Source organism: Streptomyces sp. NPDC001443, from assembly GCF_053597355.1.
In genome coordinates this window covers 408627-425010 of sequence record NZ_JBSFIA010000002.1, presented here as the reverse complement: position 1 = coordinate 425010, position 16384 = coordinate 408627, and the positions used below count along the sequence as shown (strand labels likewise).

Here is a 16384-nt window from a genome sequence, read left to right as displayed (position 1 = left end):
TCAGTGACACCTAGGACGTGATCGGCGGGCGGGCGGCTCAGGACGTGATCGGTGTGCCCGCCGTGACGCCTAGGACGTGATCAGTTCGCCGGTGTCCACGGGGGCCGTCGAGCGGGCCGCGCGCTCCGCGTCGGAGGAGACCTCGGCCGCAGTCAGCACATAGCCGGTCTCGTGGTCCGAGGTGGAGCGCGCGAAGACGACGCCGTACACCCGCCCGTCGGTGGTCAGCAGCGGACCGCCCGAGTTGCCCGGCCGCACGGTCGAGCGGATCGAGTAGATCTCCCGGGTGACGACGGAGTCGTTGTAGATGTCCCGGCCCGTCGCCTTCATCCGGTTCGCGACCGTCGCCGCCTGGAGGTTCAGGTCGCCGTCCTGCGGATAGCCCGCGACCACCGCCGCCTCGCCGCGCCCTGCCTCGTCGTCCAGGCGCAGCACGGGGGCGCGCAGATTGGGCACGTACAGCACCGCCACGTCCCTGCCCGGGTCGAACAGCACCACCCGGGCCCGGTACGACTGCCCGACGCCGCCGACGCGCACGCCCAGGCGGTCGATGCCGGCCACCACGTGCGCGTTGGTCATCACATGCTCCGCCGCGTACACGAAGCCACTGCCCTCGCGGCCCTGATCGCCCGAGGAGCCCTCGATCTTCACCGTGCTCCGCTCGGCCGCCCGGGTCGCGCGCGGGGTGACGTTGTCGCCGGAGGGCGCGGCCACCTGGGAGGTCGACTCGTTCTCGAACGGGTTGAAGACCTGCGGGAAGCCCGCCTGGGTCAGCGCGGACGTGGCGTTCGAGAACCAGGCCGGAGTGGTGTCCGGCATCACCCGCTGCACCCCGCCGAGCAGCGCCGAGTCACGGATCGCCGTCGTCACCAGCGGGGACGAGGACGCGCCCAGGACGCTCGCGGCCACCCACGCCACGAGCAGCACGGCGACCGTGTTCGCCGCGGCCCCGCCGATCCCGTCCGCCACCCGCAGCGGCCCCCGGTCCAGCTCGCGTCTCAGCTTCAGTGCCAGCCGCCCGGCCAGTTCGTGCCCCACCGCCGCGGGCACCAGCACCGTCAGTACCGCGGTGATCGTCGCCGCCGTCGTCCCCGGCGTCACCAGGCGCATCACCCACGGCAGGATCCACACGCCGATCACCGCGCCGCCCACGAACCCGGCGAGCGAGACGCAGCCGGCCACCAGCCCACGCCGGTAGCCGGACCCGGCGTAGGCCAGGATCACCAGCAACAGCACCAAGTCGAGCAGGTCCACGGAGCCGCCTTTCTCTCGGACCCCTCAAGGGGCGTCTCCTAGTACGCGCGGGACGGACCCGGTGATCAGCCGCGTACGGCCGACCGGCCGGAGGCCGCCGCACACGCGTGTACCCACAGAAACGCCGCGGACCGGGACGATGGTTCCACCGGGTGGCACGCCACACATCGCGGTCCATGTCGTCCGCCCCGACAGTGGGACCATGTGTGTCTTCCGACCCGGCTTTCGAAGAGTGCGCATGAAACGAGAACCGCGTTTCCCGCGGGTGCCGAGCACCGTGCTGGTGCTGCTGGCCTGCCTGCCCGGGTTCATCGCCGTCGTCGCGCTGGCGCTGTACGCGGGCGGTGGCGGCGGCGCCGCGAGGGCCTCGCTGGCCGCCCGGCCCGAGCACCCGGCCGCCAGCGCGAGCCCGCACTCCGCCCACACCGCGGCCAGACCGCGCATCCTGCCGCGCTCCGCCTGGCTGGACGCCACCGCCTCGCACCCGCAGCCGCCGCCGCGCTACGACGACAAGGTCGTCGCCGTCTTCATCCACCACACCGACTCGCCCAACGGCTACAAGTGCGCCGACGCGCCCCGCATCATCCGCTACCTGTACTCGGGCCAGACCGGCGCCCGGAGCTGGGACGACATCGGCTACAACTTCGTCGTCGACCGCTGCGGCACCATCTACGAGGGCCGCGCGGGCGGTGTCGACCGCGCGGTCACCGGCGCCCACACCCAGGGCTTCAACCACCGCACCGCGGGCATCGCCGCCCTGGGCACCTTCACGGACGGAGCCGTGCCCAAGGCGATGACCGACTCGATCGCGGCGCTGGCCGCCTGGAAGCTGGGCCTGGCCGACGTCGACCCGCGCATCCGGGTGCGCCTCGTGTCCAGCAACAGCCTCAGCCGCTACCCGGCCGGCAAAGCCGCCATGCTGCCCGCCCTGGCGGCGCACCAGGACGGCTTCATGACCAGCTGCCCCGGCGCGGCCCTCATCGCCAAGCTCCCGGCCATCCGGGAGGCGGCGGCGCGGCTCCAGGGCAGGACACCCACAGCGAAGCCACAGACGGGGCGCAGGCTCCTCAGATGACGGCGGCCTACGGTCGGTGGCGACAGCAGCCGACCGGAGGCGGGGAACTCATGAGCAGCAGGCGTACGACCGACCGCCGCACGGACACCGCGGAACGGGACACCGGCCGCTCGGGGGCCGCGCGCAGCCCGTGGGCGGTGCTGTGCGCGGTCGCGACCGTCGTCCTGGGGCCGGCCGCGGTGACCGCGTCAGCCCTCGACCAGGCCAACAGGGCGCCACTGCACCACGCGGCGGCCGAGCAGCCGCAGGCCTACCTCCCGTCGGACCCGGGCCGCCGCCGCGCGTCCGCGTGAACCCGGGGCGCACGGCGTCGCGGGGCGGGCGCGAAGAGGCGAGAAGAGACGAGAAGGGGCGAGAAGGGGCGGGAGGGGCCAGGAAGGGGCGGGAGAGGTCGGACAGGCCCTATCCCCGGAAGCGGTCCCACAGCCTCGGGTAGCGCTCCGCGAGTGCCTGCTCGCTCTCGAAGTCGATCGGCGCGCCCTCGGGCTCCGCGGGCGCGGCCGGGATGCCCAGGTCCGGGGCGACGGTGCCGGTGAGCTGCTCGTAGGCCTCGTCGGCCGCGAAACCGAGCTCCTCGCCGTCGCCGTCGATCTCCTCGTCGAACTCGCCCAGCAGGTCGGCCAGCGAGTCCGGGCCGTGCAGCGCGCCCTCGAAGACGTCCCGGCCCTGGCCGATCAGCCAGCACCTGAAGAAGTCGAACGCGTCGTCACTGGCCCCGTCGAGCAGCACCCAGGCGGCCCCCCACAGGTCCCAGGTGTAGGCGCGGTTGTAGCGGGACTCGAAGTGGCGTGCGAAGTCGAGCACCGAGTCCGGGTCCAGCCGCAGCAGCCGGTCCGTCAGCACGTCGGCCTGCTCCTCGGGGTCGCCGTCGGCGGCCTCGCGGGCGGCGTCCACGAGTTCCCAGAACTCCGTCTCGTCCATCACTGGTCCAGCATCGTGCCTGGCGGGGGACGACGCACGTGGAGTGCGGCGGATCGTTATGAGCGGTACAGCCCGGCGAACCGGGCCGCGTCCCGCGCGAACCGCTCCCGCAGCCTCGCGGGCGCCAGCACCTCGACCTCGGGCCCGAGCCCGGTGAGCTGACCGTGGGCGACCTCCTCGGACTCCACCGGCAGGGTCGCCGTCACCCAGCCGTCCCGGTCCGGGGCGCCCGCGGCCGCCAGCGCCTGCCGGGCGGAGCGCGGATCGACGGCGTACGGCAGCCTGCGTATGCCTTCGCCGGACAGCCGCACCACGACCTCGGCCCGCAGCAGGGAGCACGCGAACTGCTCGGCCCGCTCCTGCCAGAAGGCGGGCAGGTCGAACGCCTCGTCGCGGGTGAAGCGCTCCCCGCCGGCGGCCACCGCCGTGAACCGGTCGATCCGGTAGACCCGCAGGGCGCCGCCGTCCGCCACCCGCGCGCACAGGTACCAGACGCCCGCCTTGAGCACGAGCCCGTACGGCTCCAGCTCCCGCTCGACCTCGCGCCCGGCCTCCGGCCCGGACTCCCGCTCGGTCTCCCGCCCGGCGCCGGGTTCCGGCCGTCCGTCGCGCTCAGCGCGCCCGCCGGGCTCCGGCCGCCCGCCGTGCTCCGTACGCCGGTAGCGGGCGGTGATCCGCCGGTCGTCCCACACGGCGTCCGCCACGGCGGGCAGCAGCTCGGGCGTGGCGGGCTCGGCGAACCAGTTGGGGGCGTCGAGATGGAAGCGCTGCGCCGCCGAGCGCGAGGCGTCCCGCAGCGAGGGCAGCAGCGCCGCCGACACCTTCAGCCGGGCCGCCGAGGCCGCGTCCTCCAGCCCCATCTCCCGCAGCGCCCCCGGCACCCCGCTCAGGAACAGCGCCTCGGCCTCGCCGCGGGCCAGTCCGGTCAGCCGCGTACGGTATCCGCCGACCAGCCGGTACCCGCCGGCCCGCCCCCGCTCCGCGTACACCGGGACCCCCGCCTCGGAGAGGGCCTGCGCGTCCCGGGTGACGGTCCGCTCCGAGACCTCCAGCTCCACGGCCAGCTCGGCGGCGGTCATGGAGCTCCGGGACTGGAGCAGCAGGACCATCTTGATCAGCCGGGCAGCGCGCATGCCGTCATCATGCCGGGCCCCACTGACAGCGAGGGGGCGCGTCCGGGCGCACATGACAGTGGAGGGGCACGGCGGTCGGTCACCGTGCCCCTCCACCGGATCCAGTGTTACAGGCCGTACCGGTCCCGTGCTTCCTTCACCGCGGTCGCCTTGACCTCACCGCGCCGGGCGAGCTGCGCCAGCGCCGCGACGACGACCGACTGGGCGTCGACGCCGAAGTGACGGCGGGCCGCCTCGCGGGTGTCCGACAGGCCGAAGCCGTCGGCGCCCAGCGAGGACCAGTCCTGCTCGACCCACTGCGCGATCTGGTCGGGGACCTGGCGCATGTAGTCGGAGACCGCGAGCACCGGGCCCTCGGCGCCGTGCAGCGCCTGACGGACGTACGGGACGCGCTCCTCGCCGCGCAGCAGGGCCGCGTCGGCCTCCAGCGCGTCGCGGCGCAGCTCGGTCCAGGACGTGGCGGACCAGACGTCCGCGGCCACGCCCCACTCCTCGGCGAGCATCCGCTGCGCCTGCAGGGCCCAGTGGATCGCCGTGCCGGAGCCCAGCAGCTGGATGCGCGGGGGGTTGGCCCCGGCCACGTTCAGGCCCGCCGACTCCGCCGTGTTGAAGCGGTACAGGCCCTTGACGATGCCCTCGTCGATGCCGAGGCCGGACGGCTTGGCCGGCTGCGGCATCGGCTCGTTGTAGACGGTGAGGTAGTAGAAGACGTTCGGGTCCTCGCCCGGGGCGGCCTCGCCGTACATGCGGCGCAGACCGTCCTTGACGATCGTCGCGACCTCGTAGGCGAAGGCCGGGTCGTACGTCAGGGCCGCCGGGTTGGTCGCGGCGATGACGGGGGAGTGGCCGTCCGCGTGCTGGAGGCCCTCACCGGTCAGCGTGGTGCGGCCGGCCGTGGCGCCGACCAGGAAGCCGCGGCCGAGCTGGTCGGCGAGCTGCCACATCTGGTCGGCGGTGCGCTGCCAGCCGAACATCGAGTAGAAGATGTAGAACGGGATCATCGCTTCGCCGTGCGTGGAGTACGCGGTGGACGCGGCGATGAAGTCGGCCATCGAACCGGCCTCGGTGATCCCCTCGTTGAGGATCTGGCCGTTCTTGGCCTCCTTGTAGTACATCAGCTGGTCGCGGTCGACCGGCTCGTACGTCTGGCCCTTGGGCGAGTAGATGCCCAGCGACGGGAAGAGCGACTCCATGCCGAAGGTGCGCGCCTCGTCGGGGACGATCGGCACCCAGCGCTTGCCCGTCTCCTTGTCGCGGACCAGGTCCTTGATCAGGCGGACGAACGCCATGGTGGTGGCGACGTTCTGGGAGCCGGAGCCCTTGTCGAAGGAGGCGAACGCCTTCTCGGCGGGGGCCGGCAGCGGGGCGAGCGCGTGCGTGCGGCGGGCCGGGGCCGGGCCGCCGAGCGCCGCGCGGCGCTCCTGGAGGTAGCGCACCTCGGGGGCGTCCGCGCCCGGGTGGCCGTAGGGGACCACGCCGTCGGCGAAGTCGCTGTCCGGGATGGGGAGTTCGAGCAGGTCGCGCATCGTCTTGAACTCGTCCACCGTCAGCTTCTTCATCTGGTGGTTGGCGTTCTTCGACGCGAAGCCCTCGCCGAGGGTGTGGCCCTTGACGGTCTGGGCCAGGATGACGGTCGGCGCGCCCTTGAACTCCAGCGCCGCCTTGTAGGCCGCGAAGACCTTGCGGGACTCGTGGCCGCCGCGGGAGAGGTGGAAGCAGTCGAGGATCTTGTCGTCGCTCAGCAGCTTCGCCATCTCGACGAGCGCCGGGTCCTTGCCGAAGAAGTCCTCGCGGATGTAGGCGGCGCCGCGCGTCTGGTACGTCTGCACCTGGGCGTCGGGTACCTCGCGCAGCCGGCGTACGAGCGCGCCGGTGGTGTCGAGCTGGAACAGCTCGTCCCAGGCGGTGCCCCAGAGCGACTTGACGACGTTCCAGCCCGCGCCGCGGAACTGGGCCTCCAGCTCCTGCACGATCTTGAAGTTGGCGCGCACCGGGCCGTCGAGGCGCTGGAGGTTGCAGTTGATGACGAAGGTCAGGTTGTCCAGACCCTCGCGGGAGGCGAGCGCGAGAGCCGCCGTCGACTCGGGCTCGTCCATCTCGCCGTCGCCGAGGAAGGCCCAGACGTGGGACGCGGAGACGTCCTTGATGCCGCGGTTGGTCAGGTAGCGGTTGAAGCGCGCCTGGTAGATCGCGGAGAGCGGGCCGAGGCCCATCGACACCGTCGGGAACTCCCACAGCCAGGGCAGCCGCCGCGGGTGCGGGTAGGAGGGCAGGCCGTTGCCGGCCGCCTCCTGGCGGAAGTTGTCCAGGTGCTGCTCGGTGAGCCGGCCGTCGAGGAAGGCGCGGGCGTAGATGCCGGGGGAGGCGTGGCCCTGGATGTAGAGCTGGTCGCCCGAGCCGTCGGCCTCCTTGCCCCGGAAGAAGTGGTTGAAGCCGGTCTCGTACAGCCAGGCCGCGGAGGCGAAGGTGGCAATGTGGCCGCCGACTCCGTGCTTCGCGCCGCGGGTCACCATGGCGGCCGCGTTCCAGCGGTTCCACGCGGTGATGCGGGCTTCCATCTCCGGGTCACCGGGCACGGTCGGCTCGGCGGCGGTCGGGATGGTGTTGACGTAGTCCGTCTCCAGGAGCTTGGGCAGCGCGATGCCGTTGCCCTCGGCACGCTCCAGCGTCCGGCGCATCAGGTACGCCGCACGGTGCGGCCCGGCCGCCTCGGCGACCGCGTCGAGGGAGGCCTGCCATTCGGCGGTCTCCTCCGGGTCACGGTCCGGGAGCTGGTCGAGCGCGCTCGGCTGGATGGCGTTGGGGTCGGTCATTTCGCCGCCTTCCTCAGTCGAAGGGGGTTCCCTGTGAGGTATTTCGGGGGGTTGCCCTTGGTCTTTGGCAGGACAGGGCATGGGGCTCTCTGGTGGAAGCCCGTCGGTGACTCTAACCCCCTGATCGATGATCGATCAAAGAGTCGAGGGCAAAATCTCTTGATGACGAGAAAGTCGGCACCGCGTGCCCTCCAGGCAGGCACGCGGTGCCGACTTTTTCGCTGATTCCGCTCGGATTCCCGCAGGTGAGCGCGGCTGTGCTCGGCTGCGCCCGGCCGTGTCAGGGGCGCGTCAGGGGTGCGTCAGGGACGCGGAGCGCAGCCAAGGACATGCGCCTTCACGAGCTCCGCGATGCGCGGGTCGCGGCGCAGGAACGCCTGCACCAGTTCCTCGTGCTCCTCGGCGTACGACTGCTGCACCGTCCCCAGCCAGCGGATCGACAGTGCCGTGAACACCTCGATGCCGAGCCCCTCCCAGGTGTGCAGCAGCACCGAGTTGCCGGCCGCCCGCACCAGTTCCCGGTGGAAGCCCACGGTGTGCCGCACCTGGGCCGTGCCGTCCGCCTTGCGGTCGGCCTCGTACAGCGCGGCGACATGCGGTTCCAGGGCCGAGCAGTCCGCCGCCAGCCGGTCCGCCGCCAGCTCCGCCGCGATGGCCTCCAGACCGGCCCGGACGGGATAGCTCTCCTCCAGGTCGGCCGCGGTCAGGTTGCGCACCCGTACGCCCTTGTTGGGTGCCGACTCGATCAGCCGCAGCGACTCCAGTTCGCGCAGCGCCTCGCGCACCGGTGTCTGGCTGACCTCCAGCTCGGTCGCGATCCGCCGCTCCACGATCCGCTCGCCCGGCTGCCAGCGCCCGCTGACGATCCCCTCCACGATGTGCTCGCGGATCTGTTCGCGCAGCGAGTGGATGACGGGCGCGGTCATGAGAGCTCCTTAGGGAGGGACCCACAGGCCCCCGGGGGCGTTTGACCATTAGACAATAAGGCCGCGGACACGTCCCGCAGGGGCGCATCGGGGCGCTTTCGCGCAGGTGAGACGAGGCTTACACGCTGTCCACGGCCGTTGACCCGCCGGACATGCGCCGGTGCCCCCGGCCGGAGGTTCCGGACGGGGGCACCGTGGGAGCGCTGTGCGAGGACTGCTCCTCAAGCTTCCTGCAAGGACTACAGGCCGAGCTCGATCTCGAACTCGCCGGCCTCCAGGATCGCCTTGACCGCGGTCAGGTAACGCGCGGCGTCGGCACCGTCCACCAGGCGGTGGTCGTAGGACAGGGTCAGGTACGTCATGTCGCGGACGCCGATGACCGTGCCCTCCTCCGTCTCGATGACGGCCGGACGCTTGACCGTGGCACCGATGCCCAGGATCGCGACCTGGTTCGGCGGCACGATGATCGTGTCGAACAGCGCGCCGCGCGAGCCGGTGTTGGAGATGGTGAAGGTCGCGCCGGACAGCTCGTCCGGGGTGATCTTGTTGGCGCGGACCTTGCCCGCCAGGTCGGCGGTGGCCTTGGCGATGCCGGCGATGTTCAGGTCGCCCGCACCCTTGATGACCGGGGTCATCAGGCCCTTCTCCGAGTCCACCGCGATACCGATGTTCTCGGAGTCGAAGTAGGTGATCGTGCCCTCGGCCTCGTTGATCCGGGCGTTGATGACCGGGTGGGCCTTCAGCGCCTGGGCCGCCGCCTTCACGAAGAACGGCATCGGGGAGAGCTTGACGCCCTCGCGGGCCACGAAGGAGTCCTTCGCCTGCGCGCGCAGCTTCATCAGACGGGTGATGTCGACCTCGACGACCGAGGACAGCTGCGCCTGCTCGTGCAGGGCCTTGACCATGTTGTCGCCGATGACCTTGCGGATGCGGGGCATCTTGACGGTCTGGCCACGCAGCGGGGAGACCTCCAGCGCCGGGGCCTTCTTGGCGGCCGGGGCGGCGGCGGCCGGAGCCGGGGCAGCGGCGGCGGCCTTCGCGGCCTCGGCGGCGGCGATGACGTCCTGCTTGCGGATACGACCGCCGACACCGGTGCCCTTGACGGCGGACAGCTCGACACCGTTCTCGGCGGCGAGCTTGCGCACCAGGGGGGTCACGTAGGCGCCGTCGTCACCGGCGGGGGCGGCCGGGGCGACCGGCGCGGGCGCGGCCGGAGCGGCGACCGGGGCCTGAGCGGCGGCCGGAGCCGCGACCGGAGCCGGAGCCGCGACCGGAGCAGGGGCGGCGACCGGGGCGGGCGCGGGAGCCGGGGCGGCCGGAGCCACCGGGGCGGCGGGGGCCGGAGCCGGGGCCGGAGCGGCCGCGACCGGGGCCGGAGCCGGGGCCGCCGGGGCCGGGGCCGGGGCCGGAGCGGCCGGGGCCGGGGCGGCGGCCGGGGCGGCGCCCGGGGAACCGATGACGGCGAGCTTGGCGCCGACCTCGGCGGTCTCGTCCTCGCCGACCACGATCTCCAGCAGCACGCCGGAGACGGGCGCCGGGATCTCGGTGTCGACCTTGTCCGTGGAGACCTCGAGCAGCGGCTCGTCCTCCGAGACCTCCTCGCCGACCTGCTTCAGCCAGCGGGTGACGGTGCCCTCGGTGACGGACTCGCCGAGCGCGGGCAGGACCACGTCCGTGCCCGAGGCGCCACCGGCCGGGGCGGCGGCCGGAGCCGCAGCGGGGGCGGGGGCGGCGACCGGGGCGGGGGCCTCGGCCACGGGCGCCGGGGCGGCGGCCGGAGCCGGCTCGGCGGCCGGAACCTCGGCCACAGGAGCCCCGGCGGCAGCCGTGCCGTCGTCGATGACGGCGAGCTCGGCGCCGACCTCGACGGTCTCGTCCTCGGCGACCTTGATGGAGGACAGCACACCGGAGACGGGGGAGGGGATCTCGGTGTCGACCTTGTCGGTCGAGACCTCGAGCAACGGCTCGTCGACCTCGACGCGCTCACCCTCGGCCTTCAGCCAGCGGGTGACGGTGCCCTCGGTGACGCTCTCGCCGAGCGCCGGAAGGGTTACGGAAACCGCCATGGTTTCGGTTGCTCCTAACGAATTGCGGAAGTCTGTGTGTGGCGTCTTCGACCGAGGGTCAGTCGTGCGCGTGCAGGGGCTTGCCGGCCAGCGCCAGGTGGGCCTCGCCGAGCGCCTCGTTCTGCGTCGGGTGGGCGTGGATGAGCTGGGCCACCTCGGCGGGCAGCGCCTCCCAGTTGTAGATCAGCTGGGCCTCGCCGACCTGCTCGCCCATCCGGTCGCCGACCATGTGGACGCCGACCACGGCGCCGTCCTTCACCTGGACGAGCTTGATCTCGCCGGAGGTGTTCAGGATCTTGCTCTTGCCGTTGCCGGCCAGGCTGTACTTGAGCGCGACGACCTTGTCCGCGCCGTAGATCTCCTTGGCCTTGGCCTCGGTGATGCCCACGGAGGCGACCTCGGGGTGGCAGTAGGTCACCCGGGGGACACCGTCGTAGTCGATCGGGACGACCTTCTGGCCGGCCAGGCGCTCGGCGACCAGCATGCCCTCGGCGAAGCCGACGTGCGCGAGCTGGAGCGTCGGGACCAGGTCGCCGACGGCGGAGATGGTGGGGACGTTCGTACGCATGTACTCGTCGACCAGGACGTAGCCGCGGTCCATCGCGACGCCCTGCTCCTCGTAGCCGAGGCCGGCCGAGACCGGGCCGCGGCCGACGGCGACGAGGAGGACCTCGGCCTCGAACTCCTTGCCGTCCGCGAGGGTGACCTTGACACCGTTCTGGGTGTACTCGGCCTTCGAGAAGAAGGTGCCCAGGTTGAACTTGATGCCGCGCTTGCGGAACGCGCGCTCAAGAAGCTTGGAGGAGTTCTCGTCCTCGACCGGGACGAGGTGCTTGAGGCCCTCGATGACGGTCACGTCGGCACCGAAGGACTTCCACGCCGAGGCGAACTCGACGCCGATGACGCCGCCGCCCAGGATGATCGCGGACTGCGGCACGCGGTCCAGGACGAGGGCGTGGTCCGAGGAGATGATGCGGTCGCCGTCGATCTCCAGGCCCGGCAGCGACTTCGGCACGGAGCCGGTCGCCAGCAGGACGTGGCGGCCCTGGACGCGCTGGCCGTTCACGTCGACGGAGGTGGGGGAGGACAGCCGGCCCTCACCCTCGATGTACGTCACCTTGCGGGACGCGATGAGACCCTGCAGACCCTTGTACAGGCCCGAGATGACGCCGTCCTTGTACTTGTGGACGGCCGGTACGTCGATGCCCTCGAAGGTGGCCTTGACGCCGAACTGCGCGCTCTCGCGGGCCTGGTCGGCGATCTCGCCCGCGTGCAGCAGGGCCTTGGTGGGGATGCAACCCCGGTGCAGGCAGGTACCGCCGACCTTGTCCTTCTCGATCAGGGCGACGTCCAGACCCAGCTGCGCCCCGCGCAGGGCCGCGGCGTAACCACCGCTGCCACCGCCGAGGATCACTAGGTCGAAAACGGTGCTGGCGTCGTTCGCCACGTCACGTCCTCCATGCATGTGCGCCACGCCGGTCTCCAGTGACCGGTCGGCGGCTGGTGTCCGGCCGCTCTTTTGCGTTCGGCCCTTCGGTGGGGGCCCTGTCCTGCCGAGCCCCATCTTCGCACTTGTCGAGGGTGGACGAGACGCGGGGCCTGAGTGTGAGGCGTCCCACGTCCGGTCGTGGCGACCGGGGGAGCGCTCCCCCGGAGGGGCGGGGGACCGTGCCGATCAGCGGCTCGGCCGCGGGTCCGCGGCCGACCGCACCGCCGTACCCGGAGGTACGCGGGGCGGACCGAGTGATCAGACGCACAGTCCCCCTGCCGGAGCGGACCGCGCTCCTCAGCCGAGGTCGCCGGCCGCCGTGAGCTCGGCGAGACGCACCAGGGTGCGCACCGCGCTGCCGGTGCCGCCCTTGGGCGTGTAACCGAAGGGCCCGCCCTCGTTGAAGGCCGGTCCCGCGATGTCGAGGTGCGCCCAGGTGATGCCCTCGCCGACGAACTCGCGCAGGAAGAGACCCGCGACCAGGCCGCCGCCCATCCGCTCGCCCATGTTGGCGATGTCGGCGGTGGGGGAGTCCATGCCCTTGCGCAGGTGCTCCGGCAGCGGCATCGGCCAGGCCGGCTCGCCGACCTCCTCGGCGGCCTCGTGCAGCGCGCTGCGGAACGATTCGTCGTTCGCCATGATGCCGAAGGTGCGGCTGCCCAGCGCCAGCACCATCGCGCCGGTCAGGGTCGCCACGTCCACGACGGCGTCGGGCTTCTCCTGGGAGGCCGCCCACAGCGCGTCGGCGAGGACCAGACGGCCCTCGGCGTCGGTGTTGAGGACCTCGACGGTCTTGCCGCTGTACATGCGCAGCACGTCACCCGGACGGGTGGCGGAGCCGGACGGCATGTTCTCGGCCAGCGCCAGCCAGCCGGTGACGTTGACCTCCAGGCCCAGACGGGCGGCCGCGACGACCGCGGCGAACACGGCGGCGGCACCGCTCATGTCGCACTTCATCGTCTCGTTGTGCCCGGCGGGCTTCAGCGAGATGCCGCCCGAGTCGTAGGTGATGCCCTTGCCGACGAAGGCGAGGTGCTTGTCCGCCTTCGAGGAGGTGTACGAGAGCTTGACCAGGCGCGGACCGGAGGCGGAGCCCCTGCCGACGCCGAGGATGCCGCCGTAGCCGCCCTTCTCCAGGGCCTTCTCGTCGAGCACCTGCACCTTGAGGCCGTGCTCCTTGGCCGCGGCCTGGGCGATGGCGGCGAAGGCCGCCGGGTCCAGGTCGTTCGGCGGCATGTTGACCAGGTCGCGGGCGCGGTTGAGCTCCTCGGTGACGGCGGTGGCGCGCTCGACGGCGGCCTTGTGCTCCTTGTCGCGGGGCTTGCCGCCGAGCAGCGCGGCCTCGGCCAGCGGGGTCTTGCCGGCCCGGGCCTTGGCGTCCTTGCCGTTCTCCTTGTAGGCGGTGAAGGCGTACGCGCCGAGCAGCACGCCCTCGGCGATCGCGCCGAGGGCGGCAGCGTCGGTGAGGGGCAGCGCGAAGGCGGCCTTCTTGACCCCGGTGAGGGTGCGGGCGGCCACGCCGGCGGCCCTGCGCAGTGCCTCGGCGTCGTAGGCGGCGTCCTTCTCGGGCTCCGCGCCCAGGCCGACCGCCACCACGAGGGGGGCCTTGAAGCCCGTCGGTGCGGGCAGCTTCGTCACCTCGCCCTCGGCACCGGAGGCACCGAGGGTCTCGAGGACGCCGGCGAGCCTGCCGTCGTAAGCCTGGTCCACGGCCTCGGCGCCCGGTGCGACGACCGGACCCTTCGAGCCCTTGGCGACACCGATCACGATGGCGTCGGCCCGGAGACCGGGCGCCGCGGCGGTGCTGAGAGTGAGAGCAGTCACGGTGGTGGAATCTCGCTTCCGGTGAGAAGTGTCTGTGGCCGAGCTGTGTGGGTCGACCTGGCCCGTGTGCCGACCTGGCGCGGCCGGCGGGCGCGGTCTCCACCAGTGCCCTCACCGGTGCGGCGGACCGGTGCGGACGTCTGGGAGGAGCCTACGCGCGTAAGGGCTTTCGCTCATTCCTGCGGGCGTTCACCCGTCGGTGGCGTCGTCGTCACTTGCCGATCCTCGCACTCCCCGCCCCGGGCTACACCCGGCGGGTCGCGAACGCTTGGACCGAACCACAGGCAGGCTGCCGCAGGCGCCGCCGTCCACGGCGTCGTCCGGGACGCGGCCCGCGATCCGCCGTCGTGTCGACTCCCTTACGGCGCCGCCGAGTTCGCTACGGAGCCGGTGTCGCCCCGGGAGCGGGCACGGGCGCGGCGGCGCCGCGGCCGAGCCCGAACCCGGTCACCGCCGTGCCGGCCACCCGGTCGGCGAGGGAGCGGCGGCCGGGCAGCAGGACCGGCAGGGCGTTGAGGAAGAAGACGGCGACCGCCACCACCCACACCGTCAGCGACAGCAGGAAGCGGCCCTCGACGAGCAGCACGCAGGCGACGGCGTACACCGCGACGTCCGCGGCGGTGGTCACCGCGGCCCGCAGCGCGGCCCGGCGCGGGGCGGTGCGGTCGACCTTCAGGCCGACCAGGCCCTTGCCGAGGGTGCGTCCGGCCAGGGCGAGACAGGTCCACTGGTAGAGGAAGGTGGCGACGACCAGCACGCCGAAGGCCTGCTCGACGTACAGCACCGCCTTGTTCCAGAGGGACAGCCCGAAGTGCTCCCCGGCGCCGAGGACGTCGCCGCGCGAGGCCAGCAGGTCGAGGCCGCCGCGGGTGGCGAGTCCGGGCACGTCGGTGACGAGCCCGGAGATCCGGTGGAAGGTGAGCACCGCCAGCGCCGACGCCCCCGCGAGCACCAGCGCGAAATCGATGAACCAGGCCATGGCGCGGCGCAGTTTCGGCACGAACGTCCCCCGATCGTGATCATCCGTCCGTGTGAGGCGCAACAGAGTAGCCCGCCCTCGGCCGCGGCTCGCCCGAGGGGCCGTCCCTCGGCCGGCGGTGAACTAGCGACCGAGGGACAGCAGTACGAGCGCGGCCGTCGCGGCCGTCTCGGCCAGGGCGCCGAACACGTCGCCGGTGACCCCGCCGAAGCGGCGCGTGCAGTGACGCAGCAGGAGTTCGGCGACGGCGAGCGCGGCGAGCGCCGACAACGCCGTGCGGACGAGGTCGTACGTCCCGAGGAGCGCGCCGGCGCCGGCCGCGGCGAGCACCGTGACGCCCGCCGCCCCCGCCGCCGCCCGCGCCGGGACCACCCCGGCGACCGCGGCCCCGAGGCCCTCGGGCCGGGCGGCCGGCACCCCGCCGCGGGCGGCCAGGGTCAGCGCCAGCCGCGCGACGGTCGCCGAGACGACGGCGGCGAGCGCCCCGCGGGCCCAGGAGGCGCCGTACAACTGGGCGAGCGCGGCCGTCTGGGCGAGCAGCCCGAGGACGAGCGTGATCACCCCGAACGGGCCGATGTCCGACTGCTTCATGATCCGCAACGCGTCCTCGGCGGGCTTGTTGCTGCCCAGCCCGTCGGCGGTGTCGGCCAGCCCGTCGAGGTGCAGCCCGCGGGTGAGCGCGGCCGGTACGGCGACGGTGGCGACGGCGGCGAGTGCCGGGCCGGCCCCCAGGAACAGCAGGAGCACGCCGAGCGCGGCGGCGCCGGCGCCGACCGTCAGTCCGGCCAGCGGAGCGCACAGCATTCCGGCGCGCGCGGCCTGCCGGTCCCACCGGGTCACCCGCACCGGGAGCACGGTCAGGGTGCCGAAGGCGAAGCGGAGGCCGTCCGGCCAGGCGGGGGTCTTGGGCATCGGCGCAGATTACCCGGCGGGCGGGGCGGCTCCAGCGGCCCCCGTGGATAAAGTGCGCATATGGGACATTGGTTGTACCGGAACATCGTCGAGCCGGGCAAACTGCCCCTGCTGCTCGCTCTCATGTCCTTCGTCGTCACCTTCGCGGTCACCCGGGTCGTCACCCGCATGATCCGGGCGGGCCGGGGACCCTTCGGCAACGTCAGGGCCGGCGGCCTGCACATCCACCACGTGGTCCCGGGTGTCGTGCTCACCGTCGCCGGCGGCTTCGGGGCGGTCGCCAGCGGCCGGGAGGGCTTCGCCGCGGGCCTGTCCGCGGTCGTCTTCGGGGTCGGCGCGGGCCTGGTCCTCGACGAGTTCGCGCTGATCCTGCACCTCGACGACGTCTACTGGAGCGAGGAGGGACGCAAGAGCGTGGAGGCCGTGGTGCTCACCGCCGCCCTGGTCGGGCTGCTGCTGTCCGGCTTCGCCCCGTTCGGTGTCAACGACCTCTCCCAGGACGAGATCGCGGACCGCGGCACCGTCATCGCGACCGTCGCCGTCAACTTCCTCTTCTCCCTGGTCGCGCTGAGCAAGGGCAAGGCGCGGACCGCGGTCTTCGGGGTGATCGTGCCCGTGATCGCCCTGGTCGGCGCGATCCGGCTGGCCCGCCCCGGATCCTTCTGGGCCAGACGCTGCTACCGCCACCGCCCGCGCGCCCGTGCCCGGTCCCGGCTGCGGGCCTACCGCCACGACCGCCGGTGGGCCGGACCCCGCCGCGCCCTGGAGGACTGGATCGGCGGCAAACCCGACCCGTCCCCGGCCCGACTGCCGGGCCCCGACGGCCGGTAGGGCCTGCCGGGCCGCTCCGGGCCGGGCCGCTCCGGGCCGGGCCGCTCCGGGCCGGTCGGGAACGGTCGGGCGGGTCCGGGCAGGCGGAGCCGGGCGGCGTCAGGAGGGGGAACGGGCGGACGGAGCCGGGCGGCGTCAGGAGGGGGAACGGGCGGACGGAC

At 73.0% G+C, this 16384-nt stretch carries 13 protein-coding genes; 3 read left to right on the top strand and 10 right to left on the bottom strand.

The features are described from left to right. Window positions 1–69 precede the first annotated feature (69 nt). A complete protein-coding gene (locus ACWC24_RS04690; protein ID WP_450661362.1) occupies window positions 70–1254 on the bottom strand; it encodes a MarP family serine protease in 1185 nt (394 codons plus the stop codon). 238 nt (window positions 1255–1492) lie between these two features. Here ACWC24_RS04690 and ACWC24_RS04685 point away from each other — a divergent pair, with 238 nt between their 5' ends. After that, a complete protein-coding gene (locus tag ACWC24_RS04685) occupies window positions 1493–2329 on the top strand; it encodes a peptidoglycan recognition protein family protein (RefSeq protein WP_450661361.1) in 837 nt (278 codons plus the stop codon). A gap of 50 nt (window positions 2330–2379) precedes the next feature. Beyond that, on the top strand, window positions 2380–2622 hold the full coding sequence (locus ACWC24_RS04680) for a hypothetical protein (RefSeq protein WP_450661360.1): 243 nt from the start codon (window positions 2380–2382) through the stop codon (window positions 2620–2622). Between the two features lie 109 nt (window positions 2623–2731). Here ACWC24_RS04680 and ACWC24_RS04675 read toward each other — a convergent pair whose 3' ends face one another. From ACWC24_RS04675 to ACWC24_RS04635, 9 genes are all read right to left on the bottom strand, one after another. Beyond that, window positions 2732–3250 carry a DUF4240 domain-containing protein gene (locus ACWC24_RS04675; RefSeq protein WP_450661428.1) on the bottom strand — a complete coding sequence of 173 codons (519 nt, stop codon included), beginning with the start codon at window positions 3248–3250 and terminating at the stop codon, window positions 2732–2734. A 56-nt stretch (window positions 3251–3306) separates the two neighbouring features. Next, on the bottom strand, window positions 3307–4383 hold the full coding sequence (locus ACWC24_RS04670) for a helix-turn-helix transcriptional regulator (RefSeq protein ID WP_450661359.1): 1077 nt from the start codon (window positions 4381–4383) through the stop codon (window positions 3307–3309). A gap of 107 nt (window positions 4384–4490) precedes the next feature. Next, window positions 4491–7196 carry a pyruvate dehydrogenase (acetyl-transferring), homodimeric type gene (aceE, locus tag ACWC24_RS04665; protein WP_450661358.1) on the bottom strand — a complete coding sequence of 902 codons (2706 nt, stop codon included), beginning with the start codon at window positions 7194–7196 and terminating at the stop codon, window positions 4491–4493. A gap of 302 nt (window positions 7197–7498) precedes the next feature. Further along, window positions 7499–8122: a GntR family transcriptional regulator gene (locus ACWC24_RS04660; protein WP_450661357.1), complete on the bottom strand. Its 624-nt coding sequence runs from the start codon at window positions 8120–8122 to the stop codon at window positions 7499–7501. A 239-nt stretch (window positions 8123–8361) separates the two neighbouring features. Continuing rightward, on the bottom strand, window positions 8362–10188 hold the full coding sequence (gene sucB, locus ACWC24_RS04655; protein WP_450661356.1) for a 2-oxoglutarate dehydrogenase, E2 component, dihydrolipoamide succinyltransferase: 1827 nt from the start codon (window positions 10186–10188) through the stop codon (window positions 8362–8364). Window positions 10189–10246: 58 nt separating this feature from the next. Beyond that, a complete protein-coding gene (gene lpdA, locus ACWC24_RS04650) occupies window positions 10247–11635 on the bottom strand; it encodes a dihydrolipoyl dehydrogenase (protein ID WP_450661355.1) in 1389 nt (462 codons plus the stop codon). A 339-nt stretch (window positions 11636–11974) separates the two neighbouring features. Then, window positions 11975–13501 carry a leucyl aminopeptidase gene (locus ACWC24_RS04645; RefSeq protein WP_450661354.1) on the bottom strand — a complete coding sequence of 509 codons (1527 nt, stop codon included), beginning with the start codon at window positions 13499–13501 and terminating at the stop codon, window positions 11975–11977. A 379-nt stretch (window positions 13502–13880) separates the two neighbouring features. Further along, the gene (locus tag ACWC24_RS04640; RefSeq protein ID WP_450661353.1) at window positions 13881–14501 is read right to left on the bottom strand and encodes an RDD family protein; all 621 of its coding nucleotides are present in this window, start codon (window positions 14499–14501) and stop codon (window positions 13881–13883) included. A 102-nt stretch (window positions 14502–14603) separates the two neighbouring features. After that, window positions 14604–15392 carry an adenosylcobinamide-GDP ribazoletransferase gene (locus ACWC24_RS04635; protein ID WP_450661352.1) on the bottom strand — a complete coding sequence of 263 codons (789 nt, stop codon included), beginning with the start codon at window positions 15390–15392 and terminating at the stop codon, window positions 14604–14606. A 60-nt stretch (window positions 15393–15452) separates the two neighbouring features. Between ACWC24_RS04635 and ACWC24_RS04630 the strand changes: the two genes are divergently transcribed. Beyond that, a complete protein-coding gene (locus tag ACWC24_RS04630; RefSeq protein WP_450661351.1) occupies window positions 15453–16223 on the top strand; it encodes a hypothetical protein in 771 nt (256 codons plus the stop codon). Window positions 16224–16384: the final 161 nt, after the last annotated feature.

What these genes read in the sequence shown, in the direction of transcription:
- ACWC24_RS04685 (WP_450661361.1), top strand. Translation starts at nt 1,493, where the DNA reads ATGAAACGAGAACCGCGTTTCCCGCGGGTGCCGAGCACCGTGCTGGTG.
- ACWC24_RS04680 (WP_450661360.1), top strand. Translation starts at nt 2,380, where the DNA reads ATGAGCAGCAGGCGTACGACCGACCGCCGCACGGACACCGCGGAACGG.
- ACWC24_RS04675 (WP_450661428.1), bottom strand. Translation starts at nt 3,250, where the DNA reads ATGGACGAGACGGAGTTCTGGGAACTCGTGGACGCCGCCCGCGAGGCC.
- ACWC24_RS04670 (WP_450661359.1), bottom strand. Translation starts at nt 4,383, where the DNA reads ATGCGCGCTGCCCGGCTGATCAAGATGGTCCTGCTGCTCCAGTCCCGG.
- aceE (WP_450661358.1), bottom strand. Translation starts at nt 7,196, where the DNA reads ATGACCGACCCCAACGCCATCCAGCCGAGCGCGCTCGACCAGCTCCCG.
- ACWC24_RS04660 (WP_450661357.1), bottom strand. Translation starts at nt 8,122, where the DNA reads ATGACCGCGCCCGTCATCCACTCGCTGCGCGAACAGATCCGCGAGCAC.
- sucB (WP_450661356.1), bottom strand. Translation starts at nt 10,188, where the DNA reads ATGGCGGTTTCCGTAACCCTTCCGGCGCTCGGCGAGAGCGTCACCGAG.
- ACWC24_RS04635 (WP_450661352.1), bottom strand. Translation starts at nt 15,392, where the DNA reads ATGCCCAAGACCCCCGCCTGGCCGGACGGCCTCCGCTTCGCCTTCGGC.
- ACWC24_RS04630 (WP_450661351.1), top strand. Translation starts at nt 15,453, where the DNA reads ATGGGACATTGGTTGTACCGGAACATCGTCGAGCCGGGCAAACTGCCC.